Raw genomic sequence first — 24,044 nt, forward strand, 5'->3', positions numbered from 1 at the left:
GGTCAAAAGTAAGGATTATAATTTTTGTTTTACCGCAAAGACACAAAGTTTGCGCAAAGTTCGCTAAGCTTTATGTTCATTGTGTAAAATCTCAGCAAACTTTGTGGTTAAATTACTTTCGAAAATCTAACAACTCATGATACTTATCAGCAATAACCTTCATATTAATATCATAATTAGCATTTTCTTCTACAAATTTTCGGTTTCGAATAACAGCCTCATTTCGGGATTCAGGATTTTCAAAAGACCAAATTAATTCATTGGCCAGCATTTCAATATTATCAATTTCAATTAACTGCCCGTTTTGTCGATGTGAAATCCAGCTTTGATTTCCGGGAATATCAGAAACGACGGGATAACAATTACAAGCCATTGCTTCAAATAATGATGCAGAAACTCCTTCGGTAATTGGCATGCTGATATAAATATTAGATTGCTGTAATAATTTAGGAAGTTCTATATTTGGAATTCTTCCTGTAAAAATAACTTTGTTTTCGATTTGAAGCTCTTTAGCTAAATCTTTCAAAAATTGCAATCTTGTTCCGTCGCCAACAATAGTCAGCGAAAAATCAATTCCTTTTTGATGTAAAATGCCAAATGCTTTTAAAATAGAATCATGACGGTATTCCGGCTGTAAAGAACGTGTTACAATTGCTTCAATTTTGTTTGAATGGTTTGTTGAAGGTGTAAAAAGAGATAAATCAATCCCTTTCGGAAGAACCAAAACTTTGCTCATGTCAACGCCAATTGCTTTCATAGAAATCGTCATGACGGGACCCCAGGCATGAATTAAATGTGCTTTTTTGAAAGCATATTTCTGAATAAACTTTTTAAATGGATATAAAACAGAATTTTCCGGCCATAAATCAGTTCGGCCTTGTTGTGCAACTGCAATAGTTTTTGAACCAGATAAAGCGGCAAGAAATCCGTAACTTGTAGTTCTTTCGGCAATCACCATATCGGGTTTTTCATTTCTGACTATTTTGCGAATAGAAACAGGTGCGAAAAAATATTCTAAAATACGTTTGAATCGGTTGAGTTTTGAATCACTCGGAGATTGAAGTTCCCAAGTGATAATTTCAAAATCGCCAAATTCTTTCAAGCCTTTCATCCACGTTATGGCATCGGCACGATACGATTCCCCAAGAAAAAGTATTTTTCTTTTCATTAAAATGAGTTTTTTCGCCACGAATTTCACGAATTTCCACTAATTAATTCGTGCTAATTCGTGAAATTCGTGGCAAATAAAAATTTTAGAATTCTTCATCAGTGTCTAAAGCACGATTTATGAATTCGTTTAAAGGTTTTAAAGCAATCAGTTTTTTACTCATTTTTGAAACAAAATCTTTTTGAGTCACTTCAGAAATATCATACTTTTGAGAGGCAGTGAAACTTTTTAGTTTTAAAAACTCAATTGCCGGATGATCTTTTTCATAACCTCTAGGCGGATTTTTAAGTGAATTATTTTCATCAACATCTAAACTTCCAAATTCTTTCTTAAAGTTTTTATCGGCTACAATTGCTTCTAAATCATCATGGAAAAAGGCAATTTCTTTACGAACCTTTTTTAAATCTTCCGCTTCAGGCGAATAAAATCCACCCGCTATAAAACTGGCCCCTTTTTCAATGTGAACATAATATCCAGAACGGTTTAGGCCTTTTGCGCCAGATGAAAGCCAGACACCCAGATGTGCTTTATAAGGAGATTTATCTTTAGAAAATCGAATGTCTCGGTTAATTCTAAAAGTACAATTTTTAACCTCCAATAATTCCAGCGATGGATCAAGCGGTTTCATTACATCCAGAAAATCACTAACTAATTGATGATAATCTTTTTTGAAGATTTCATAACGTTTTTTATTGTCCTGAAACCAGTCTCTGTTATTGTTCTTTTTTAAATCGTCTAAAAATTGCAATGATTCTTTCGTAAGCATATTGTGTGTTTTATTGCAGTTGTTTTAAGTTCGCCACTAATTACACGAATTTACACTAATTTTTTAATTGCTTATCGCTCAACTTTGACAAAGTTTTAATTCGTTAAAATTCGTGTAATTCGTGGCAAAAAAAACTTTATAAATTAAATATCTTATAAGTTTGATGCGTAGATTTTACAATCGCTTCCGTACGTTCCGGATGCGTATCTGAAATAAAAAGCTGTCCAAAAGTTTCGCTATTTACCATTTCGACAATTTTGGCAACACGCGTTTCGTCCAGTTTATCAAAAATGTCATCAAATAATAAAATAGGTTTTACGCCGCTTTGCTTTTTTAGAAACTCAAACTGAGCCAGTTTCAAGGCGATCAAAAAAGATTTTTGCTGTCCCTGCGATCCGAATTTTTTTATGGGATGCGAATCAATTTCAAAAGATAAATCGTCTTTGTGAATTCCGGAATTTGTATAATGCAGCGCACGGTCTTTATTAATGTTTTCCTGTAAAAGTGTCAATAAATCTTTTTCGAATAAATGACTTTCATAAACTAACTGAACCGTTTCTTCAGATCCGGTTATGGTTTGATGATGTACATTAAATATAGGTATAAATTGTTCCAGAAAATCTTTTCGTTTTTCAAAAATCGATTTTCCGTATTCATTTAACTGCTCATTATATATAGATAAAGTATCATTGTCAAAAGTATGGTTTAGCGCAAAATATTTCAAAAGCGCATTTCGCTGCACAAGTACTTTTTGATATTGAATAAGCTGATGCAGATAAGTGGAGTCTAACTGCGAAATCACACTATCCATAAACTTGCGGCGCGTTTCGCTTCCTTCAACGATTAAATCACGGTCAGCCGGAGAAATAATTACAAGCGGAATAAACCCAATATGATCTGAAAATTTATCGTAAGCTTTTCCGTTTCTTTTTAAAACCTTTTTTTGTCCTTTTTTTAAACTGCAGACAATTTGTTCTGTTCTGTCGTTTTTTTCTATCTCAGCATCAATAACAAAAAACTCTTCTCCGTGTTTGATATTTTGAACCGCAAGCGGGTTAAAATAACTTTTTCCATAAGCCAAATGGTAAATGGCATCCAGTACATTGGTTTTTCCAATTCCGTTTTTTCCAACAAAACAATTGATCTTGATGTCGAAATCAAAACTGGCTTCAGAGAAATTTTTATAATTGAATAAAGAAATTTTGTTTAAATGCATTTTTAAGAGACTCTAAAAGGTAAAATTTGATGTTTTCTAAGTAATTCTTTTAAACTTTTTTGTCTGTCGCAGATTAAAATGATTAAAAAGATTTTTGCTGAGGCTTTTTAATCTGTGTTAATCTGTGAAATTTGTGGCTAAAACCAAGATTTATCTCAGAAAAGTGTTATTTGAAATCATCAAAAATTTGAGGGTGCAAATTATCGAAAATTATCGATATAAAGGACTTTTAGTACGTTTCAAGTTGATTTATTTTGGTGCTGATGCGAAAGGACTTAGCATTATCAAAAATATTTGTTTTAAAATAGTGATAAAATTGATTTTTTTTGCCTCAGTTTCAAGAAAAATTTTATTTTTGCCGTTCACTAAATTAATTTTAAATGGCTACTTACAATAAAAGAGGATATAAAGCACCAAAAGAGAAGGAAGTTAAAGAAGTAAATGAAGAACAACAGGTAATCATTGATGAAAAAGACAGCACAACAGCTGGTGTTTTTTCTAAATTAGACGAAACTGCTTCAAAAACTGAGGATTGGGTTGCTAAAAATCAAAAAATCATTATTGGTTTAGTTGCAGGTATTGCAGTTGCTACTATTGGTTATTTGGCTTACCAAAAATTTATTGAGGCTCCGAAACAAGACGAAGCTGCAAACGAAATGTTTGTTGCACAACAGAACTTTCAAAAAGCTGTTGATGGTGTTGCAAGTGATTCATTATACAAATTAGCTTTAAACGGATCTGAAGGTAAATTCGGATTTGTGAAAATTGCTGACGAATATTCTGGAACTGATGCTGGAAATTTAGCAAATTACTATGCTGGTATGGCATATTTAAATACAGGTAAATTTGATGATGCTATTAAGTATTTAGGAGAATTTAAATCTGAAGATTTAATTTTAAGCGCTTTAGCAAAAGGTGCAATTGGAGATGCTTACTCTCAAAAAAACAATCAAAAAGAAGCTTTAGACTATTATGTAAAAGCTGCTGAAGCTAATAAAAACGATTTTACAACACCTCGTTTCTTGTTAAAAGCTGCTAAAACAGCGATTGCTTTAGGTCAAAAAGAAGATGCTTTAAAATATCTAAACGATATCAAAGATAACTTCGACGCAACTCCAGAAGCTGGTGCTGTTGATGCTTTGATTGGATTAGCGCAATAATAAAATTTCTAGAGTTCAGATTTTAGATTTTAGATTCGTATTTTAGCAATCTGAAATCTATATTCAAAAATCTAAAATTTAAAGATGGCTACCGAAAATAAAAATTTATCAGAATACGATAAAAACACAATCCCAAATGCGAAAGACTTTCGATTTGGGATTGTTGTTTCTGAGTGGAACGATGTTATAACAGAAGGACTTTACAATGGTGCTTTTGACGCACTAGTTGATTGTGATGTTCCTGCGCAGCAAATTATTCGCTGGAATGTACCAGGGAGTTTTGAGCTTATTTATGGCGCAAAAAAAATGCTTCAGACACAAAACGTCGATGCAGTAATCGTAATTGGATGTGTAATTCAAGGAGAAACTAAACACTTTGATTTTGTTTGTGAAGGTGTAACGCAGGGAATTAAAGATTTGAATGTTCAAACTGATATTCCGGTTATTTTTTGTGTTTTAACAGATAACAACATGCAGCAGTCTATTGACAGAAGCGGCGGTGCTCACGGAAACAAAGGAACAGAAGCTGCGATTGCTGCCATAAAAATGGCATACATTCGTCAGCAGGCATCAATTTCGCATGCTTTCAATCAGCCTTTATTGACTTCTGGTGCACTTCAGATAGAAGATTCTCCAAGAAAAATAGAGAACGAATAAAAACACATTTGTTTTAAAATATTAAAACCTATACTGTGTCATAATAGTATAGGTTTTTTGTTTTTTTTATGATTTCACATAATCAAAAAGCCAGTAGAAATTCACTAAATTTGTGCTTCTTGGTTTCTCATTTTAACCGTAAACTTTAAAACTATATTTGCTTAATGTCGAGTATTATTCAATTACTTCCTGATCACGTTGCTAACCAAATTGCTGCTGGAGAAGTGGTTCAAAGACCCGCTTCAGTTGTAAAAGAGCTGTTAGAAAATGCTGTTGATGCAAAGGCAACTGATATTAAATTGATTATAAAAGACGCCGGCAAATCATTAGTTCAGGTTATTGATAATGGTGTAGGAATGACTGTTACAGATGCACGTTTGTGTTTTGAACGTCACGCTACATCAAAAATTCGTCAGGCCGAAGATTTATTTTCTCTTGCTACCAAAGGTTTTCGTGGCGAAGCATTAGCTTCTATTGCCGCAATTGCCCACATGGAAATGAAAACGAAGCAAGATCAGGACGAACTGGGAACACATATTATAATTGAAGGAAGTAAGTTTGTTTCGCAGGAAGTGGCTGTTTTGCCAAAAGGAACATCATTTGCCGTTAAAAACCTGTTTTTTAATATTCCGGCGCGTCGCAATTTTTTAAAATCAGATACGGTTGAATTTCGTCATGTAATGGATGAATTTCAGCGTGTGGCTTTAGCACATCCAAAGATTCATTTTAGTTTTTATCATAACGGAAGTGAATTGTACAACCTGCCCGCAGCCGGTTATCGCCAGCGTATTGTTGGGATTATGTCGGGTAAAACCAATGAAAAATTAGTTCCTGTAAATGAAGATACTGAAATTATAAATGTTCAGGGATTTGTATGCAAACCCGAATTCGCTAAGAAAAACAGGGGAGAGCAGTTCTTTTTCGTAAACGATCGTTTCATAAAAAGCGGTTATCTTCATCATGCAGTTATGGCAGCTTACGACGGACTTTTGAAGGATGGCTCTCAGCCGAGTTATTTCTTATATCTGCAGGTTCCGCCAAATACAATCGATATCAATATTCATCCCACAAAAACCGAAATTAAGTTTGATGATGAACAAGCCTTATATGCTATTTTAAGAGCTTCAATCAAACATAGTTTAGGGCAGTTTAATGTAGCTCCGGTTTTAGATTTTGACAGAGATTCAAATTTAGATACACCCTATCATTATAAAGATGTCGAAGCAGAAGTGCCAACAATTCAGGTTGATGGAACTTTTAATCCGTTTACAGATGATAAAACAAATCAGCATTATGCAAAAGCGGGTTCCGGATCGGGTTCTGGTTATAGTTCTGGGTCTTCTTCCTCTTCAAATTCATCTTCGTCCTATTCTGGCTATTCTAAAAGAGTAGAGCCAACGGCAAGCTGGGAAAGCTTGTATGTTGGATTAGATGTAGAAAATGCTGAAAGTATCGAAAGTTTACCCTTTACTTTTGAAAATGAAGAAGTAACCTCTTCGTTATTTAATGATGATGAGATTGAACAGGCAACTCAGAAAACGTATCAAATTCATAAAAAATATATAGTTTCGCCAATAAAATCAGGAATGATAATCGTTGATCAGCAGCGCGCGCACCAACGTATTTTATACGAACAATTTTTGTTGAATATGACTGTGAATCAGGCTTCAAGTCAGAAATTGCTTTTTCCTTTAGATTTATTTTATTCTTCTTCAGAAATGAAACTGATCGAAGAATTAAAACCTTCGTTAGAAACAACCGGATTTATTTTTGAAGAAGCCAAAACTGATCATATTGTAATTTCCGGAATTCCGGTAAACATTACCGAAAGCGAAGTTTCTCTTGTAATCGAACAATTATTAAGTGATTTACAAGACGGAATCCCGGCAAGCAGTTACAGCCAAAACGATACTATTGCAAAATCGATGGCAAAGAGTTTAGCGGTTAAAACAGGATCTTATTTAACCGAAAAAGAACAAGATAACTTAGTAAACGGTTTGTTTGCTTGTAAAGACCCCAATATTTCACCTTTTCAAAAACCGACCTTCATTACCATGCGTGTTGAAGATATAGATAAAAAGTTTGCCTTATGATGAATATGACGCCAGTAGTTAAGCAACTGCTAATTATTAATATTATATTTTTTATTGGTTGCGAATTAGTTCCCGCGGCTAGTGAGTATTTTGTTCTCTTTTTTCCAGAAAATCCAGGTTTTCAAGCCTGGCAGCCAATTACACATATGTTTATGCATGGTAATCTTTTGCATATTGCATTTAATATGTTTGCATTGTATTCATTTGGATCTATGCTGGAACATTTTTGGGGTGGTAAAAAATTCTTATTCTTTTATATTTCTTGTGGGTTAGGTGCTGCACTGTTAAATTTTGCGGTAAATTATTATTACTATCAAGAAGGATTAAATATTTTAATTGCTAACGGATATCCTAAATCGGATATTTTACAGATTTTAAATGAGGGTAAAATAGCTGTTAAATGGAAAGAATTATTGACAGTTTCTCAATTCGATAATTTTATACATGCCTATGGAGGTGTTGTTTTAGGTGCTTCTGGAGCTGTTTATGGTCTACTTACTGCATTTGCATTTATGTTTCCTAATGCTGAATTGGCATTAATGTTTATTCCAATTCCGATAAAAGCAAAATATTTTGTTCCCGGACTTTTATTAGTAGACTTGTTTTTAGGTTTGCGAGGCAATTCTTTGTTTGGAAGTGGTGGTACAGGAATTGCGCATTTTGCACATCTTGGAGGTGCTATTGCTGGTTTTTTAATGATGTTGTACTGGAAAAAAAATCAGTTTAATAACAATCGATGGAATTAATTTTTAACTTTAATTAAATTTAAAAACCAAAAGAAGACTTTATGAATATTCTTGACGATTTGAAACTTCAATATAAATTAGGCGGCATTGCGATGCAGGTTATTTATTGGAATGTTGCCTGTTTTCTTATTTCGCTAATTTTTTTCTATCAGTTTTCTACCGGTCAGTTTGTTTTTCCAAACTGGCTTGCATTATCATCAGATCCTCAGGTTTTCATGTTTAAGCCCTGGACATTTTTAACTTATGCATTTTTTCATTTCGGATTTTTGCATTTGTTATTTAATATGATGGTTTTAAACTTTGCAAGCAATTTATTTTTAACCTTCTTTACTCAAAAACAATATTTAGGATTATATATTTTAGGAGCAATTTTTTCAGGGATTGTTTTTGCCTTGAGTTTTTATGTTTTAGGAACATCAGCTTCAATAGTTGGTGCATCGGCCGCTATTATGGCAATTTTAGTTGCTGCAACAACGTATCAGCCTTTAATGAATGTTAGATTATTTCTTTTTGGAAATGTAAAACTCTGGCATATTACAGGTGTAATTTTGCTTTTAGATTTAATGCAGCTGCGCCTTGAAAATATGGGCGGACATATTTCGCATTTAGCCGGAGCATTTTTTGGTTTCATTTTTATTAAACTGCTTCAAAACGGAACAGATTTAAGCATTATTGTTTCTAAAGTATTGGACTTTTTTGCTAATCTTTTTAGAAAATCCCCAACGACCCCATTTACAAAAGTTCATAAAAATTACAAAAAACCTACAGAAAAGTCTTCATCAAGAATTGTTACAAAAGATAAAACGCAGCAGCAAATTGATGAAATCTTAGATAAAATCAGCCAGTCTGGATATGACTGCCTGACAAAAGAAGAAAAAGAGTTTTTATTTAAAGCAGGAAAATAATCCTTAGCAAGAAAATATGAAAAACCTTTCGTGGTTTAATAAAATAATGTTCTTTTTGAATATAGTACTGACTGTGCTCACATTTAGTGTCTATGTTTTGCCATTTTTAGCGCCTAAGAGCTTTCCGCTTTTATCGGTGCTTACTTTGTTTATGCCGGCATTTTTTGTTGCAAATGGACTCTTCTTTTTATATTGGGCAATTCAGTTTAAAAAGCGCCTTATTTTGTCTGGTTTGGTTTTGCTTACCGGAATTACCTTTATCAGCAAATTCTATAAATTTTCAGCTAAAGAATATGTAAAAGATGAAAGAGATTTCTCTGTAATGAGTTATAATGTTCGCCTTTTTAATGTGTTTAAATGGCTGGATCGTGATGATATTCCGGAGAATATTAAAACTTTTATTGACGAAAAAGACCCGGATATTTTATGTGTTCAGGAATACTCAAATTCTGCACATATTGATCTAAAAGTATATCCGCATCGATATATTTTTATCGATGGAAAACAAATTAAAACCGGACAGGCAATCTTTTCTAAATTCCCTATTATCGCCGAAGGAAATATTATTTTTCCAAAATCAGATAATAATGTAGTTTACGCTGATATTAAAAGAGGAAAGGATATTATTCGTGTTTATAATATGCACTTGCAGTCTATCAAAATATCTCCTGATGTAAGTGAGATTTCTGATGATATTGATAAGGTAAACCAAAAGAAATCACAGCGTATTTATGCCAGAATCAGTAAAGGGTTCACTCAGCAGCAGGAACAGGCTGAAATTTTTAAGGAGCATATAAAGAAATGCAAATACCCGATTATTATTTGCGGAGATATGAATAACAGTCCGTTTTCATACGTTTACCGAAATATTAAGGGGAAACTCAAAGATGCTTTTGAAGAAGCAGGAGAAGGCTTTGGAGCTACTTATAAATTTAAATATTACCCGGCCCGTATCGATTATATTTTTACAGACACTAAAATGAAAGTAAAGCAGTTTGAAAGTTTTTCTGATTTCGAAAATTCTGATCATTACCCAATAATGACCAGACTATCGATTGAACAATTTTAGATTATTTTCTGAGTTTTTAAATAATCCATTGCAAACTTACCTTCGTTAAAAAGTAAATCCAAAACGCTTAAATTGTTGATAAAACCATGTTTGTCATCAAATACCTGAGTGTATTTTTCAAAAGAGTTTTGATCTTTTTTTCCGTTAGCCAAGTATCTAAAATCAGAAATATTTTCAACTTCATGAAAATATTCAGCAGTTTTAGCAAATTCTAATTTCATTCGTAAACACTTTGTAACGGTATCAAAAACTTCCATGTTTAAATCCATCAGGAAAGTATGTTTCTTTTCGAAAATTGGTGCAATATCGTCTTCAAAATACTCAAAGAACGGAGAACTTCTATAAGCAGCTTCTAACGATTTAAAATGCTGTTTCTGCCAGTCAAATTCATTTTCAATCAAAACATCTTTTGTTTTTTGATGTGCAGATTTAGAATGCTTAACGGGAATGTTCAATAATTGAATTCCGTTCGGACTATAGATATAAGTTCTGTTTCTGTTAGTCTGTTTTTGAAAATTATCTTCCATCTCAAAAGTTATATTCTCAGATTGAGCCATAACTGCAAAGTGGCTAATTGATGGGAAATATGTAGGAAGTAATAAGGAATTCATAGTATGTCTAAAGTTTTAAAGTCAAAAGTCAAAAGTCAAAAGTCATAAAACAAGTGTTGAAGCTTGACTTTATGACTGTAGACTTTTAAACGTTTGGCTATATTTCGTTTAAAAGCTTCAGGTTTCAAGTTTCAGGTTTTGTGAGAACTTGAAACTTGAAACCTGAAACAAAAATAACTTTTTTTTAATTATGCTTTATTCTGTTTTCTTTTTCTCCAGAAGAATTCTCCAACAAAGTATAGTGCAAGAATAATTAAGAAATATTTGAAATACGATTGCGGTTGTCCTTCACCGTCAACAGTTGTAAAAACTCTGCTCCAGCGAATTTTGTTGATGCCTTTTCCGTTTGTGTCCCAGCTCATCCAGATGAAAACCGGTTTTCCTACGATATGATTTTCAGGAACGTAACCCCAATAACGACTATCTTCAGAATTGTGACGATTGTCTCCCATCATCCAATAGTAATTTTGTTTGAAAGTATAAGTGTTAGTTTCCTTGCCGTTTATGATAAATTTAGAGCCACTTAATTCTAAAGTGTTTCCTTCATAATTAGTGATAATTTCTTTATAAAATGGAAGAGATGTATTGGTTAAGGCAACTGTTTTGCCTGCTTCGGGAATATAAATCGGACCAAAATTATCCTGATTCCATTTGTTGATATGCGGGAAAATAGCGTTGTCATTTCCTTTGTCAATCTCTCTTTTTACAGCAGTAACGCCAGGAGTATTTTTCAAACGTTCAGCACTTGCTTCAGTCAAAGCTCTAAAGTAAAGAGTGTCTCTTTTTTCAGTTCTAAAACCTGCAGGATCTGTAATGTCTAATTCTTTAAATAAAGATTCAAAATCAATAGATGTTTTGCCGTCTAAAGCTACAGAATAAGAATATTGAGGTTTTGCTCTTTCAGGTAAAATAAGTTTTTTTCCGTTGATGAATACAAAGCCGTCTACAATTGATAAACTGTCGCCTGGAATACCAACACATCTTTTTACATAGTTTGATTTCTTATCGATTGGCTTAATAACGCCCGGTCTTCCTTTTGGCTCATAAAAATAATGCACTGTATCAACCGGCCAGTTGAATACCACAATGTCATTTCTTTTTATTTGTTCAAAAGCAGGAAGCCTGAAATATGGCAGCTGCGGCCAGCTTAAATAAGATTTTCTTTTTGTTAAAGGAATAGAATCATGTACCATTGGCAATGCAACCGTTGTCATTGGAACTCTTGGGCCATAATTTACCTTACTTACGAACAAGAAATCTCCAATTAATAATGATTTTTCCAAAGAAGAAGTTGGAATTGTATAAGGCTGAATAACATAAGTGTGTACTAAAGTTGCAACGATAATTGCAAAAAGTAAAGAGCTTACAGTATCAGCTGTTTTATTTTCAGGAGTTAATTTTCTGTCTGCGTTATATTCTAATTTCTGTGTATAATTTACATAGTAGATGTAAAAACCAAGAGTAAAAATCCCTAAAATAGTGTCTAAAGTTGATTTTTTTCCAAACGTTCTAAGTGTTTCTACCCAAACAACAGGAAACATAATCAAATTAATAATTGGAATAAAAAGTAATACTGTCCACCAGGTTGGGCGGCCAATAATTTTCATTAAAACAATTGAATTATATACCGGAATTGCCGCTTCCCAGCTTTTTCTTCCTGCTGTTTGATACAATTTCCAAGTACCAACGAAATGAATAATTTGAACAGCTAAGAAAAATACGAACCAAGAGTAAAGAGTCATAATATAGTATTTTAAGTTTCAAATTCTGAATTGAATGGTTGTTTAATTCAGAATTTTTATCAATTTATTGTAAATTTAATACATCTTTCATTGTGAAAATTCCCTGCTTTCCTGCAAGCCACTCTGCAGCGATAACAGCGCCAAGAGCAAAGCCTTCACGATTGTGAGCAGTATGTTTAATTTCAATGCTGTCGATAGCAGAATCGTAGTTTACGGTGTGTGTGCCCGGAACCTCTCCTATTCTTTTAGCTTCAATATGAATTTCACCTTTTTTTGCTTCATCTAAAGTCCAGTTAGAATAATTACTGTTTTGAATAACGCCTTGAGCTAAAGAAATCGCAGTTCCGCTTGGGGCATCCAATTTATGAATGTGGTGAATTTCTTCCATCGTAACTTTATAAGAGTCAAATTGATTCATGATTTTGGCTAAATATTCATTTAATCCAAAGAAAATATTCACGCCCAGACTGAAATTTGAACTGGAGATAAAACCTCCTTTTTTTTCATTGCAAAGAGCAATCATTTCATCGAAATGTTCTAACCATCCTGTTGTTCCGGAAACTACAGGAACATTAGCATTAAAAGATGCAGAAATATTGTCGACTGCCGCTGACGGAACACTAAAATCAATCGCAACATCTGCAGCCGAAAGTGCGTCGTATGTATTGAATTCGTCTTTTCTTAAAACAATTTCATGACCTCTTTCTAAAGCAATTCGTTCGATTACTTTACCCATTTTTCCGTATCCTAAAAGCGCAATTTTCATTTTGTATGTATTTGTAAATTTTTAAACAGAAAAAAACTATTTAAAAACGATAATTAAAAGTTAGTCCGACGTTTGGTTTAAACGTTACATCGGCGGGATAAATTTCTGGACGAAGTGATAATCTTTCGTTTACGTTAAATTGAATCAGGGCTGCATCAACATTGGCATCAATGATATTCAAAACGTAAAATCCAACAACAAATAAGGCGGATAAATCTCTGTTTCGCTGATAAAATTTCTGACCTGCAATAAGTCTGCTGTCATCTAAAAATTCATATTTATCACCGCTATAGCCTTCTAATCTTCGTTTGTAGGCATCTCGGTAATCATGATATTTTTTATTGTTATCAATATAAAAGTATAAACTTGTACCAATTGCTCCGTAAACGAGCGGGACTTTCCAGTATTTTTTATTGTATACCTGACCCAAACCGGGTAAAATAGCAGAATAAAAAGCTGCTTTTGCAGGTGTAAGCGGATCTATTTCTTGTAATGCAGAGGTGTCTTTAACGACTAAAACCGTGTCTTTTTTTACCTGGGCAAAAAGAGAAACGGTTCCTATGAGAAAGAACAATAGACTTATGGGGACAATTTTATTCACTATCCGTTTATTAATTTTATAATTCGATTAAAGTCGGCTTCAGAATTAAAAGGAATTGTAATTTTTCCTTTTCCGTTACCAGCGACTTTTATATCAACTTTCGAACCAAAATAATCATTGAAAGTGTTTTTTTGTGTTTCTCTAACCACAAATGAAGAATCAGCTTTAGGTTTTCCTTCTGCTTTTGGCTGTAAACTTTCGTGATAATTCTTTACTAATGTTTCTGTTTCACGAACAGATAAATTTTGACTTACGATTTTTTGGTAAATATCAGTCTGAACGTCTAAATCTTCAATATTAATGATAGCACGACCATGTCCCATACTAATGAAACCATCACGAATACCAGTTTGAATAATTGGATCAAGTTTTAAAAGACGTAAATAGTTGGCAATTGTTGAGCGTTTTTTTCCAACGCGCTCGCTCATCTGTTCTTGTGTTAATTGAATTTCATCAATTAAACGCTGGTAAGAAAGTGCGATCTCGATTGGGTCTAAGTCATGACGCTGAATGTTTTCAACTAATGCCATAACAAGAGACTCATTGTCATTGGCAATACGGATGTACGCCGGAACATGAGTTAAACCAACCAAAGTCGAAGCACGCAAACGACGTTCTCCGGAAATTAACTGGTATTTATTAAAATCTAATTTTCGAACAGTAATAGGTTGAATTACACCAAGTTCTTTGATAGAAGTGGCTAATTCGCGTAATGATTCTTCATTAAAATTGCTTCTAGGCTGAAACGGATTTATTTCGATAGCACTTATTTCAAGCTCAATAATATTTCCAACGACCTTGTCAGCATTTTTGTCTTCTACTGATGTAATGTCGTTTTCCGGATCTTTTAATAATGCTGATAATCCTCTTCCTAAGGCTTGTTTTTTAATTGCTTTTGTCATAAAAACTATTTACTGTTTTTCTTTATAATTTCTTGAGCTAAATTAATGTAATTAACCGCACCTTTACTTGTAGCATCATAATTAATGATACTTTCTCCAAAACTTGGTGCTTCGCTTAATTTTACATTTCGCTGAATAACGGTGTCAAAAACCATGTCGTTAAAGTGTTTTTGAACTTCCTCAACTACCTGATTAGATAAACGTAATCTTGAATCATACATTGTAAGTAATAATCCTTCGATGTCAAGATCAGGGTTGTGAATTTTTTGAATACTTTTTATAGTGTTCAATAATTTTCCTAATCCTTCAAGTGCAAAATATTCACATTGAATTGGAATTACTACAGAGTCAGCAGCTGTTAAAGCATTTAAGGTTAATAAACCTAAAGAAGGTGCACAGTCGATAATGATGTAGTCATATTCGTCTTTTACACTTTCTAACGCTTTTTTAAGCATGTATTCTCTGTTTTCTTTGTCAACCAATTCGATTTCGATGGCAACAAGGTCAATGTGAGCAGGAATAACGTCAACATTTGGCGCTGTACATTTTATAACAGTTTCTTTTGGTGTGTGACTGTGTTCAAGTATTTGGTAGGTACCAATTTCAACAGATTCTACATCAATCCCAAGGCCAGATGTAGCATTTGCTTGAGGATCAGCATCTATCAATAATACTTTTTTCTCTAAAACACCTAATGAGGCTGCAAGATTTACAGATGTTGTAGTTTTTCCAACGCCTCCTTTTTGATTAGCAATCGCAATGATTTTGCCCATTTATTTTCTGAATTTTGAACCGTAAAAATACAATTATTTATGGTTTTTGAAAATCTATTTTGTTAACATTTGTGAAACTTCGCTTAATCGTTGTTTCGTGCGTGTTCGGCAGAAATTAATTTAAGTTTTGAGTAGAATTACTAACCAGATTTTGGCTGACATGACTGCTATTTTTACAGTAAAAATGGATGAAGTTAAATTTTGTGTTATAGAAATGATCCCATTCTGGTTTTCTTTCCCAATAAAAAAATAACGGAAAGGGTTTTATTTTAAAACTTCAATTGTTACAATAAGTGCTCCGCTCTTTTTATTCGATGCAATATTCAGAAAAGCTCTTTTGCTTAGGTCAATTTCTCTTCCGTTAACAAAAGGACCGCGATCTGTTACTGTTATAATAACGCATTTATTGTTTTTTTCGTTTGTGATTTTAAGTTTTGTGCCAAAAGGAAGTTTTTTGTGGGCGGCGGTCAAATCATTGTTGTTAAATTTTTTACCACTAGCTGTTTTTCTTCCATTAAATTTATTATGATAATAAGAAGCGTGCGCATTTTTTTTATATAAGATATACTGGCCGTTTTTAATATCAGGGTCTGTATCAATTGTAGTTTCTTGCGCAACAGCTGTTGTGGAAAAAGCCAGAGCTATATAGAGTATTATTTTTTTCATTTTTTAATTTCTATTGGCGGCAAAAAAAATCTATTATAAAAAAAGGAAAATATGGTATAGGGTTTATTTATGCTATTAAAAGGCACATTTAGGCTCTTTGTATAGTTTTTGATAAGAAAATTGAAAGATGTAGGTTAAGATTATTCATTATTTTAGGATCTCTAAAAAACTACTATTAAATCCAAAAACAAATGATTAAAAAGTTAACCTCAGTACTTACTGCATTTACGGTTGTGCTGATTCTATGCAGTTTTGCATCCAATTCATCTGATGAAAAAAAACAGGAGAATAATATAAAAGGCAAGATTGTTTACAACAAGAAGAAACATAGCGTAACATTATCGTGGCCGGCATTTGGCTCTTCGGGAAATTATGTAATCGTAAAAGGAGGCAGTCGTCTGGCATCCGATTTTGTACCTGTGGGTTCGACTTCCAAATTAACATTTACAGATACTAAACCCAATACAGATAAATACGAGAACTATTATAAAATAACTCGTAATTCTATAACAATAATACTTTCGTTGGAGAAACAAATTTTTGGTGATAATATGTATTTCTACGATCGAAAATATGAAAAAGCTGAAACTGCACGAAACGATATTAATTCCCAATTTGGAGCTATTGGTCTGGGCGGTGCCAATGGCGAGTGGACAACAAAACGTCAGGCTTATTATTTTAAAGCAAATGTTAAGGGGCAGACTTACGATTCAGGCGGATCGGGTTCTGCATCATCGGTAGAAGCTAAGGCAATAGAATTAGGATTCTACTCTCACATTGGAGGTTTAGGCAAAGTGCCATCAGATGTTAAATTGGGTTCTATTTTTACTAGGCCTCACCTTTCAGGTGGAGCAAATGCTACATGTACATTTTGGCGTTCTGTGGAAAATGTAGAAGTAATGCGGGATTTTGCCTGGACAGTTTCGCAATCGACCAGCGCGCGAAGAATGCTGATTGAAAGTACTTCGAAATATATTTCAGATGTTGGAAACACCAACTTTTGGGGCAGTGGCGGATTTATTGCGGATACGCATTATACATCATCAAGACCAAACTGGGGAGGACAGCAGCAATGGTATACCAGAAATGCTATTTTTCCTTCAGGCTCTGGAGCTATGGGAGGGTCGTACAATATGGTTTGGCAAGGTTGTGTGAATCCTCCACAAGCAGATGATACTAACTCTCCAATTCCTACTACACCAATTATAAGAGAAAAACCTTTTCTTTTTATAGATAATGATGGTGAATACAAAGTATTTGTTCCGGCATGGCAAAAAGATAGAGTAGGAGTTTCCTGGTCATCAACAGATATGGGTAAAGGAGAAATTCAGGATTTGCTTACCAATTGGTATGTTGCCAAAGAAGGAGACACCGATGTAGAAATCAATAATGCGTTAAAATCGGGTAAAAATATATTTTTCACGCCAGGACATTACACATTGAATGCTCCTGTTCAGGTGAATAGAAAAGATGCAATTCTTCTTGGTGCAGGTATTGCTTCTGTAACATTAGAGCCTACTGAGAAAAATACTTGGGGATGTATTTATGCCGATGATAAGGACGGAATTATAATTGCCGGACTTCTTACAGATTCATTTAATAGTACCACTTATCAAGTTAGAATTGGTGATGAAGGAGCGAAAGCAGATCATGCTGCAAATCCTATCTTACTAACAGATATTACTTGTCGAGTAGGTGGGGTTCAATCAAAAAATATTCAGATCCATACTGCTATGCAAATAAACAGCAGTAATGTGATGGGCGATCACTTCTGGCTGTGGCGTGCTGATCATGGTTCGCAGAAAGGTGGAGATTTGCGATGGACTAGAGACAGATGTAAAAACGGACTTATCGTTACTGGTAATGATGTAACGCTTTATGCTTTGTTTACTGAACACTTTCAGGAATATGAAGTATTGTGGCTGGGAGAACGAGGCAGAACTTATTTCTTTCAAAACGAACCGCCATACGATGCTCCAAACCAAGCAAGCTGGAGTAGTCAGGGAGGCAGAGTTGATGGTTATGCAGCATTTAAAATAGCCAATACTGTAAAAGACTATCATAGTATAGGAATGGGTTCTTATGCAGTTTTTACAGGAACTGATGGTAAAGTGAACAAGAAAAATGGTTTTGAAGCGCCTAATGGCCCAAATGTGAAACTTGAAAAAATGTGTATTACTCGTTTTGCTGGTCCGGGAAATATTCAAAATGTTATCAATGGTATTGGCGGGAGCACTGCAACTGGTGTAAAACGTGTGGCATTATACAATAATGGTGAAGGTGCACAGCCTTTCGACGAAGAATTTGATTTGCCTAATCGTGAATCATATCCTGTTTATATTGTTATGGAGAAATAAATAAAAAAGATACACTCATAATAGTATTTCTTTAAACAAAAAAAAACTCTGAAGACTGATTAATCTTCAGAGTTTTTTTTTCTGCAAAATAAAAATATTTCTTATTTCTTAAATTGTTTTGGATAAGCAAAAAATAGTTATATATTTGCACCCGCTTACGGGGTGTAGCGTAGCCCGGTTATCGCGCCTGCTTTGGGAGCAGGAGGCCGCAGGTTCGAATCCTGCCACCCCGACAAAAATCCTTTCTGTAATTTACAGAAAGGATTTTTTCATTTTACGTTATATCTAATTCTCTATTTTAGAATAGTAAAAACTGATTAATTGAGTTCTTTTTTCCAACAATAAAAACTTACTTTTGCACCATCAAATTATTAATAGAATCACATTATGTCAGATACAATAGAAAAAATTAAATGCCTTATTATAGGTTCTGGCCCTGCAGGTTATACTGCAGCAATTTATGCAGCCAGAGCAAACATGAATCCGGTTTTATATCAAGGTATGCAGCCTGGAGGTCAATTGACAACGACTAATGAAGTAGAAAATTTCCCTGGTTATGTTGATGGTGTTACAGGACCAGAAATGATGGTTCAGTTACAAGAGCAAGCAAAGCGTTTTGGAGCTGATATTCGTGATGGCTGGGCTACAAAGGTTGATTTTTCTGGAGATATTCATAAAGTTTGGATTAACGATTCAATCGAATTGCACTGTGAAACGGTTATTATTTCTACAGGTGCTACAGCTAAATATTTAGGATTACCATCAGAACAGCATTATTTAAATATGGGAGGCGGAGTTTCTGCCTGCGCTGTCTGCGACGGATTTTTCTACCGCAATCAGGAAGTTGTGATTGTTGGAGCAGGAGATTCTGCTTGTGAAGAAGCACATTACTTATCTAAGCTTTGTAAAAAAGTAACGATGTTAGTAAGAAGCGAGAAATTCAGAGCTTCGAAAATTATGGAAGAACGCGTTCGTAGAACAGAAAATATTGAGATTTTAATGAATCATGATACTGTTGAAGTTCTTGGTGATAATAACGTAGTGCATGCTATTAAAGCATTAAACAAAACAACTGGAGAAGTTATCGAAATTCCTGCAACCGGATTTTTCGTAGCAATTGGTCACAAACCAAATACAGATATCTTTAAAGATTACATCACTCTTGACGAAACCGGGTATATCGTAAATACTCCTGGAACTTCTAATACAAATGTAGCAGGTGTTTTCGTTGCCGGAGATGCTGCAGACCACGTTTATCGTCAGGCAATTACTGCTGCGGGTACTGGATGTATGGCTGCACTTGACGCAGAGCGTTATTTAGCTTCAAAGGAGTAAGTTTGTTTCAGGTTTCAGGTTTTTTTGTTTCAAGTTATTGGAACGTAAAACTTAAAAATAAAAAATCCCAGTCTAAATTTTAGACTGGGATTTTCTTTTATAATTAACGTCCCTAATTTCAACCTGAAATCTGAAACAAGAAAAACCTGAAACAAAAAAAATTATTTAATCTTCTTAATCAACTTAGCTTCTTCAGAGAAACGGGTTAATTCAATTTTTGGATTTCCAAATAAAGATAATTCAGCTTTGTCTCCAACTGCAATTGAAACAGTAGTTTCGGCTAAAATGCTTCCAACAGAATTGTTTTCTGCGGTTACATTAGCATCTTTCAAAGTAAATTTTGTTCCGGTGAAAACCGAATTATTATCTAAACGTATAGTAGCTTTTTCAGCAATTCCTTCAATAGCAGCATTTGCTTTTTGGTACAAATCACATTTAAATTTAATAGCAGAAACTAAAGTTTTGATAGAAGCGCTTTTGCTCAATTGTAAACTTCCATCCTCGGCTTTTAAGTTTAACTCTGTTTTTGATTTGTCATCAGCAATTAAATTGAACTTTTTTGAATTGACATTCAGGTATAATCTGGAATAATCAAAACTACTAAAAGTAATATCATCTAATTGAACTTCCTGAATAGCATAAATTTTAGCCTCGTTTTTTGCAATTACTCTCGTTAGTGAACTAGTATAAGTAACTTTTACCGAAAGCTTTTTGAAAATCGTACTTTCTTTTGAGGTATATAAACGAAGTGTTTTATCTCTCAAATCCATTCCAATGATTTCATGAAGATTGTCATCGGCTTCAATTTTGATTTCGTTTTTTTCTCCTTTTTCAAGATAAACTTCTATATTATCATCGGCTTCAAGGGCATCAAAGCTTCCTACGTCCTTAATAGAAGTAGTTACAATTTTAGATCCTTTTACTTTTTCTCTCTTTTGAGCAAAAGTTAATGTTGTAACCAAAAGTAATAGGAATAGGGCTGTATTTTTTTTCATTTATTCTAGATTTGATTTTGGCAAATATAAAAAAATCATCCACTTTAGATGAATGATTTCTTTTATATTTAACAGTTTAAAAATGTTAGCTTTGACTAACGCTTCCTCCAGAACTTGCAGTTTTCTCGATAGTCTTTGGAACATTGTTATAGTTAATATTTCCACCGCTGCTCGCTTGTGCTTTTAAGCTTAAAATAGGATGAACACTTATAACTGCTCCGCTCGAAACATCGGCATCAACATCATTTGCTAATAATTTTCCAGCTTCGATTGAAGAGCCGCTAGACGCTGAAGTCTGCACTTTCAATGCTTTTCCTTTAATATCAATTGAGCTTCCGCTGCTTGAATTACAAGAAATATTATCAGATTCTACATCTACATGCATTGATGCAGCACTTGATGTTTCCAACTCTATGCTTTCTCCCTGAAGTGTATTTTTACTTAACACACTCGCAGCGCTAGATGCTTCGACTCTGCCAACATGAGGCATTTTTACTGTTACTTTTTTCTGAGTTACGTTACGGAATGAAGAAAATTTACATTTAATAATCAAAGTTCCGTTTTCAACTGTTGTGATGATTTCTTTTTGCAGATTATCATCAGCTTCAACTGTAATGTCTACCGAATCAGATTGCTGAATAACTAAATCTATCGCATTGCTTACTTCGATGTTTTTAAAATCTCCCTGAACAATTCTTTTTTCTGTTGTAACATTGCCACTGCCCTCAATAGTGTTCATGTTAAAGTTATTACATGAGGCAAACAATAATGCAGTAATTGTGGCAATAACAAATTTCGTAATATGAATGATTATTTTTATCATGGCTTAGTTAATTTTAATTATGACTCCGTTTTTATCAGTGGTTAGCTTTCCGTTTGTTTTTTTTCCGTTTAGAACTTCTTTTCCATTTATTTTAATAGAAACTTCGTTTACAGTATCTTTTTCAATATGATTTTCTTCATGGTATTCTCCATCATAATCTTCATCAACTTCTTCTGCAGGGCAGTTCAAACATTTAATTTTTGAACCTTCTACTTTATAATTGTAATTTCCGCTGAAGTGTAAGTTGAAGAAATCATCTTCAGAGTCATCGTAATCTTGTATAGATGCATCTGGTTTAAATAATTGACCTTCTGGTAAATATAAGAACACATCTACTTCCTGACCTCTAAATTTGTTTTTAACATCTGTCAGAAAATAATTATCCAAAATTAAACGATTTCCAATAACCTGGTATTTAAAATTGATTTTTTCTGCTCTTTTTTTAGCATTTGTAAATGAATTTCCTCTTGCGCTTTTTTCTACCTGAATATAAGGAGATGCTTCATCAGTGTGTAAAACGTGTAAACGTACATCTGTTGAGTAAATTAAATCATTACCTGCTGAATCTTGTACAAATTGAAAATCTCCATGGCGATATAAATCTTTAGCGTAATAATCATTGTATCTGAATTTTACATACAAAGTATCTTTTGATGTAATGGCAATTGTTTTCTTTTCTACCACTTTATTATCACGAGAGATTTCTGTAGCTTGTTTAATTCCAATACTAATTGCGATTGCAACAGCAATAATCCATACGGCTAACAAAGTATATTTAGTAATGTTACCAATTGATTTAAGGTTTGGAGACAACAATTTAAATCCTAATAATGTTAAGAAGAAAAACGGAATCCCAACTGCAAAAAGCATCAATAAACCAAAAGACCAAATAGGATATTCTGTAAAGTTTCCGGCTTCAATAAAGTTCTGCCAAGGGAAATCAACAAAAGCATTCGTTCCTAAGGTAAAAACCCCAACCATTAACATGATTAAAACCACAATTCCGGACATGATTAAAACTACTCCTAAAAATTTAGCGAAGATTTTAAAAACCGTCATGATAAAGTCTCCAAATGAACTACTTATTCTCTCAGCTCCCGACTTTACCTGGTTTCCCATTTTGTCATAGTCTGCATTTTTAAATTTATCAGATAATGACTCTATTTCTTCACGAACTTTTTTTTCAATGTTCGAAATCGTAACCGGTTCTCCTGTCATTTCTAGTTTTTCAGAAGTTGTAACTGCCTCAGGCGTTACAATCCAAAGAACGAAATAAGCTAAAATTCCAGTTCCAAAACCTGCAAAAACAAATATTAAGAATACGATTTTGATCCATACAGCGTCAATTCCAAAATAGTGAGCCAAACCGGTTGCAACACCGCCAATCATACCATTTTCTTTGTCACGGTATAATTTTTTGTGACTTCTTCCACTATAATTATTAAAAGACTGATTTGATTTTTCTTCCTCGTCAATGATGTAATCTTCAGGTTGTCCCATTACCGCAATCACTTCGTCAACGTCTTTCAGTCCAACAACATGTTTCTCGCTTTTTTGTTTTTCTGTTAATAATTCAGAAACACGCATTTCGATATCTTTAATAATTTCATCTTGTCCAGATGAGTTGTTAAGTGATCGTTTTATAGCGTCAAAATAGCGTGTCAATTTTAAATATGCATCTTCATCGATGTGAAAAAACATACCGCCTAAGTTAATATTTACTGTTTTGTTCATGACTTATTGATTTTGATTGGTGATTAGTTTTACGGCGTCAGACAATTCTGTCCAGGTACCGCTAAGTTCGTTTAAAAATGTTTGCCCGATTTCGGTTAATCCATAATATTTTCTTGGTGGTCCCGATGTCGATTCTTCCCATCGATAATTTAGTAAACCGTCGTTTTTCAATCTAGTTAAAAGCGGATAAACTGTTCCCTCAACAACTAGTAATTTCGCGTTTTTTAAAGTGTCTAATATTTCAGATGTATATGCGTCTTTTTCTTTTAGAACAGATAAGATGCAAAACTCAAGAACACCTTTGCGCATCTGTGCTTTTGTGTTTTCAATGTTCATAATTTCATTTTGTTTTTTTTAGATTGAACAATTCGTTTTTTGATTGATGATGATTGATTGATGATTGATTGTTTTTGTGCTATAACCTTTAATCTTTTTGTTACACTGAGCGAAGACGAAGTCTTATTTTATAAAAGGAATCGTTAGCGGATATTTGTATAATTCTCCGTTTGAAGCTTTTATTGAAGCATAAATCACTAAAAAGAATTCAACAAATTTTAAAAGTCCAAAAAGTACTACTGCCGTAGCTCCAATACTTAAAAGGCCAATGTTTCCTTCAAAATTGAAATTTCTGATGTAGAAATCTTCATTGTCATTAAAAACAGCTTCGATTGGAAGATTCTGTAAAAAAACCGTAACAAAAATCGGGATTGCGATTAAAGCCAGAATTAATGTGTAAAGCAATAAACTTAACTGAAAGTTCAAAGCTTGTTTTCCGTGATGATCTACAAACTCCGATTTGTCTTTATAACTTGACCAAATGATGATTGGAAAAATATAATTTCCAAACGGAATAATGTATTGACTTAATGTACTTAAATGTGCGAATGCCGAAGTATTCTTTTCTGATGATTTTTCCATGATGAGTGGTTTTGATTGAATGATTAAAAGCATATAGTAAT

23 protein-coding genes and 1 tRNA gene are annotated in these 24,044 nt (G+C 33.6%); 9 read left to right on the forward strand and 15 right to left on the reverse strand.

The window, feature by feature from the left end; genetic code table 11:
• Positions 1–112: 112 nt before the first annotated feature.
• From ASD98_RS04865 to ASD98_RS04875, 3 genes are all read right to left on the reverse strand, one after another.
• Positions 113–1,168, reverse strand: a complete 1,056-nt coding sequence (locus tag ASD98_RS04865) for a glycosyltransferase (protein WP_056200950.1) — start codon at positions 1,166–1,168, stop codon at positions 113–115.
• 85 nt (positions 1,169–1,253) lie between these two features.
• Positions 1,254–1,934 carry a DUF2461 domain-containing protein gene (locus ASD98_RS04870; RefSeq protein ID WP_056200952.1) on the reverse strand — a complete coding sequence of 227 codons (681 nt, stop codon included), beginning with the start codon at positions 1,932–1,934 and terminating at the stop codon, positions 1,254–1,256.
• Between the two features lie 136 nt (positions 1,935–2,070).
• Positions 2,071–3,150, reverse strand: coding sequence for a DNA replication/repair protein RecF (locus ASD98_RS04875; RefSeq protein ID WP_056200955.1), 1,080 nt, complete (start codon positions 3,148–3,150; stop codon positions 2,071–2,073).
• Positions 3,151–3,530: 380 nt separating this feature from the next.
• Here ASD98_RS04875 and ASD98_RS04885 point away from each other — a divergent pair, with 380 nt between their 5' ends.
• From ASD98_RS04885 to ASD98_RS04910, 6 genes are all read left to right on the forward strand, one after another.
• Entirely contained in the window at positions 3,531–4,310 is a 780-nt protein-coding gene (locus tag ASD98_RS04885; RefSeq protein ID WP_056200960.1) for a hypothetical protein, read from the forward strand.
• An 84-nt stretch (positions 4,311–4,394) separates the two neighbouring features.
• On the forward strand, positions 4,395–4,967 hold the full coding sequence (gene ribH, locus ASD98_RS04890; protein ID WP_053472396.1) for a 6,7-dimethyl-8-ribityllumazine synthase: 573 nt from the start codon (positions 4,395–4,397) through the stop codon (positions 4,965–4,967).
• A 164-nt stretch (positions 4,968–5,131) separates the two neighbouring features.
• Entirely contained in the window at positions 5,132–7,060 is a 1,929-nt protein-coding gene (mutL, locus tag ASD98_RS04895; RefSeq protein ID WP_056200964.1) for a DNA mismatch repair endonuclease MutL, read from the forward strand.
• Positions 7,057–7,806 (forward strand): rhomboid family intramembrane serine protease, encoded by a 750-nt coding sequence (locus ASD98_RS04900; protein WP_082577791.1) that lies wholly within the window; start codon positions 7,057–7,059, stop codon positions 7,804–7,806. Before mutL ends, ASD98_RS04900 begins: the two co-directional genes overlap by 4 nt.
• Before the next feature lie 41 nt (positions 7,807–7,847).
• Positions 7,848–8,711 carry a rhomboid family intramembrane serine protease gene (locus tag ASD98_RS04905; protein WP_056200966.1) on the forward strand — a complete coding sequence of 288 codons (864 nt, stop codon included), beginning with the start codon at positions 7,848–7,850 and terminating at the stop codon, positions 8,709–8,711.
• A gap of 46 nt (positions 8,712–8,757) precedes the next feature.
• Positions 8,758–9,780, forward strand: coding sequence for an endonuclease/exonuclease/phosphatase family protein (locus ASD98_RS04910; RefSeq protein WP_128414803.1), 1,023 nt, complete (start codon positions 8,758–8,760; stop codon positions 9,778–9,780).
• Here ASD98_RS04910 and ASD98_RS04915 read toward each other — a convergent pair.
• From ASD98_RS04915 to ASD98_RS04945, 7 genes are all read right to left on the reverse strand, one after another.
• The gene (locus ASD98_RS04915; protein ID WP_056200970.1) at positions 9,777–10,391 is read right to left on the reverse strand and encodes a WbqC family protein; all 615 of its coding nucleotides are present in this window, start codon (positions 10,389–10,391) and stop codon (positions 9,777–9,779) included. The genes ASD98_RS04910 and ASD98_RS04915 overlap by 4 nt on opposite strands.
• Positions 10,392–10,579: 188 nt before the next feature.
• The gene (gene lepB, locus ASD98_RS04920) at positions 10,580–12,133 is read right to left on the reverse strand and encodes a signal peptidase I (RefSeq protein ID WP_056200973.1); all 1,554 of its coding nucleotides are present in this window, start codon (positions 12,131–12,133) and stop codon (positions 10,580–10,582) included.
• A gap of 64 nt (positions 12,134–12,197) precedes the next feature.
• A complete protein-coding gene (dapB, locus tag ASD98_RS04925; RefSeq protein ID WP_056200977.1) occupies positions 12,198–12,899 on the reverse strand; it encodes a 4-hydroxy-tetrahydrodipicolinate reductase in 702 nt (233 codons plus the stop codon).
• Positions 12,900–12,939: 40 nt separating this feature from the next.
• On the reverse strand, positions 12,940–13,500 hold the full coding sequence (locus ASD98_RS04930) for a DUF5683 domain-containing protein (protein ID WP_056200979.1): 561 nt from the start codon (positions 13,498–13,500) through the stop codon (positions 12,940–12,942).
• The gene (locus ASD98_RS04935) at positions 13,500–14,402 is read right to left on the reverse strand and encodes a ParB/RepB/Spo0J family partition protein (RefSeq protein WP_056200983.1); all 903 of its coding nucleotides are present in this window, start codon (positions 14,400–14,402) and stop codon (positions 13,500–13,502) included. Before ASD98_RS04935 ends, ASD98_RS04930 begins: the two co-directional genes overlap by 1 nt.
• 5 nt (positions 14,403–14,407) lie before the next feature.
• Positions 14,408–15,175, reverse strand: coding sequence for a ParA family protein (locus ASD98_RS04940; protein WP_056200985.1), 768 nt, complete (start codon positions 15,173–15,175; stop codon positions 14,408–14,410).
• Between the two features lie 264 nt (positions 15,176–15,439).
• Positions 15,440–15,841, reverse strand: coding sequence for a septal ring lytic transglycosylase RlpA family protein (locus tag ASD98_RS04945; protein ID WP_056200987.1), 402 nt, complete (start codon positions 15,839–15,841; stop codon positions 15,440–15,442).
• A gap of 191 nt (positions 15,842–16,032) precedes the next feature.
• Between ASD98_RS04945 and ASD98_RS04950 the strand changes: the two genes are divergently transcribed.
• The 3 genes from ASD98_RS04950 (at position 16,033) to trxB (ending at position 19,533) form a co-directional block, all read left to right on the forward strand.
• Complete coding sequence (locus ASD98_RS04950; RefSeq protein WP_056200990.1) at positions 16,033–18,198, forward strand: hypothetical protein; 2,166 nt, start codon at positions 16,033–16,035, stop codon at positions 18,196–18,198.
• 158 nt (positions 18,199–18,356) lie between these two features.
• Positions 18,357–18,431, forward strand: a tRNA-Pro gene (locus ASD98_RS04955).
• Between the two features lie 154 nt (positions 18,432–18,585).
• Positions 18,586–19,533 carry a thioredoxin-disulfide reductase gene (gene trxB / locus ASD98_RS04960; RefSeq protein ID WP_056200992.1) on the forward strand — a complete coding sequence of 316 codons (948 nt, stop codon included), beginning with the start codon at positions 18,586–18,588 and terminating at the stop codon, positions 19,531–19,533.
• A gap of 161 nt (positions 19,534–19,694) precedes the next feature.
• Here trxB and ASD98_RS04965 read toward each other — a convergent pair whose 3' ends face one another.
• The 5 genes from ASD98_RS04965 to ASD98_RS04985 all read right to left on the reverse strand — a co-directional run bounded on the left by ASD98_RS04965 (position 19,695) and on the right by ASD98_RS04985 (position 24,003).
• Positions 19,695–20,528: a GIN domain-containing protein gene (locus ASD98_RS04965; RefSeq protein ID WP_056200995.1), complete on the reverse strand. Its 834-nt coding sequence runs from the start codon at positions 20,526–20,528 to the stop codon at positions 19,695–19,697.
• An 85-nt stretch (positions 20,529–20,613) separates the two neighbouring features.
• Positions 20,614–21,351 (reverse strand): head GIN domain-containing protein, encoded by a 738-nt coding sequence (locus tag ASD98_RS04970; RefSeq protein ID WP_056200998.1) that lies wholly within the window; start codon positions 21,349–21,351, stop codon positions 20,614–20,616.
• A 3-nt stretch (positions 21,352–21,354) separates the two neighbouring features.
• A complete protein-coding gene (locus ASD98_RS04975) occupies positions 21,355–23,085 on the reverse strand; it encodes a PspC domain-containing protein (RefSeq protein ID WP_056201002.1) in 1,731 nt (576 codons plus the stop codon).
• 3 nt (positions 23,086–23,088) lie between these two features.
• The gene (locus ASD98_RS04980; RefSeq protein WP_017498072.1) at positions 23,089–23,421 is read right to left on the reverse strand and encodes a PadR family transcriptional regulator; all 333 of its coding nucleotides are present in this window, start codon (positions 23,419–23,421) and stop codon (positions 23,089–23,091) included.
• A gap of 123 nt (positions 23,422–23,544) precedes the next feature.
• The gene (locus ASD98_RS04985; RefSeq protein ID WP_056203192.1) at positions 23,545–24,003 is read right to left on the reverse strand and encodes a DUF4870 domain-containing protein; all 459 of its coding nucleotides are present in this window, start codon (positions 24,001–24,003) and stop codon (positions 23,545–23,547) included.
• Positions 24,004–24,044 lie beyond the last annotated feature (41 nt).

This window comes from Flavobacterium sp. Root186 (genome assembly GCF_001428525.1).
In the GTDB taxonomy this organism is placed as follows: domain Bacteria; phylum Bacteroidota; class Bacteroidia; order Flavobacteriales; family Flavobacteriaceae; genus Flavobacterium.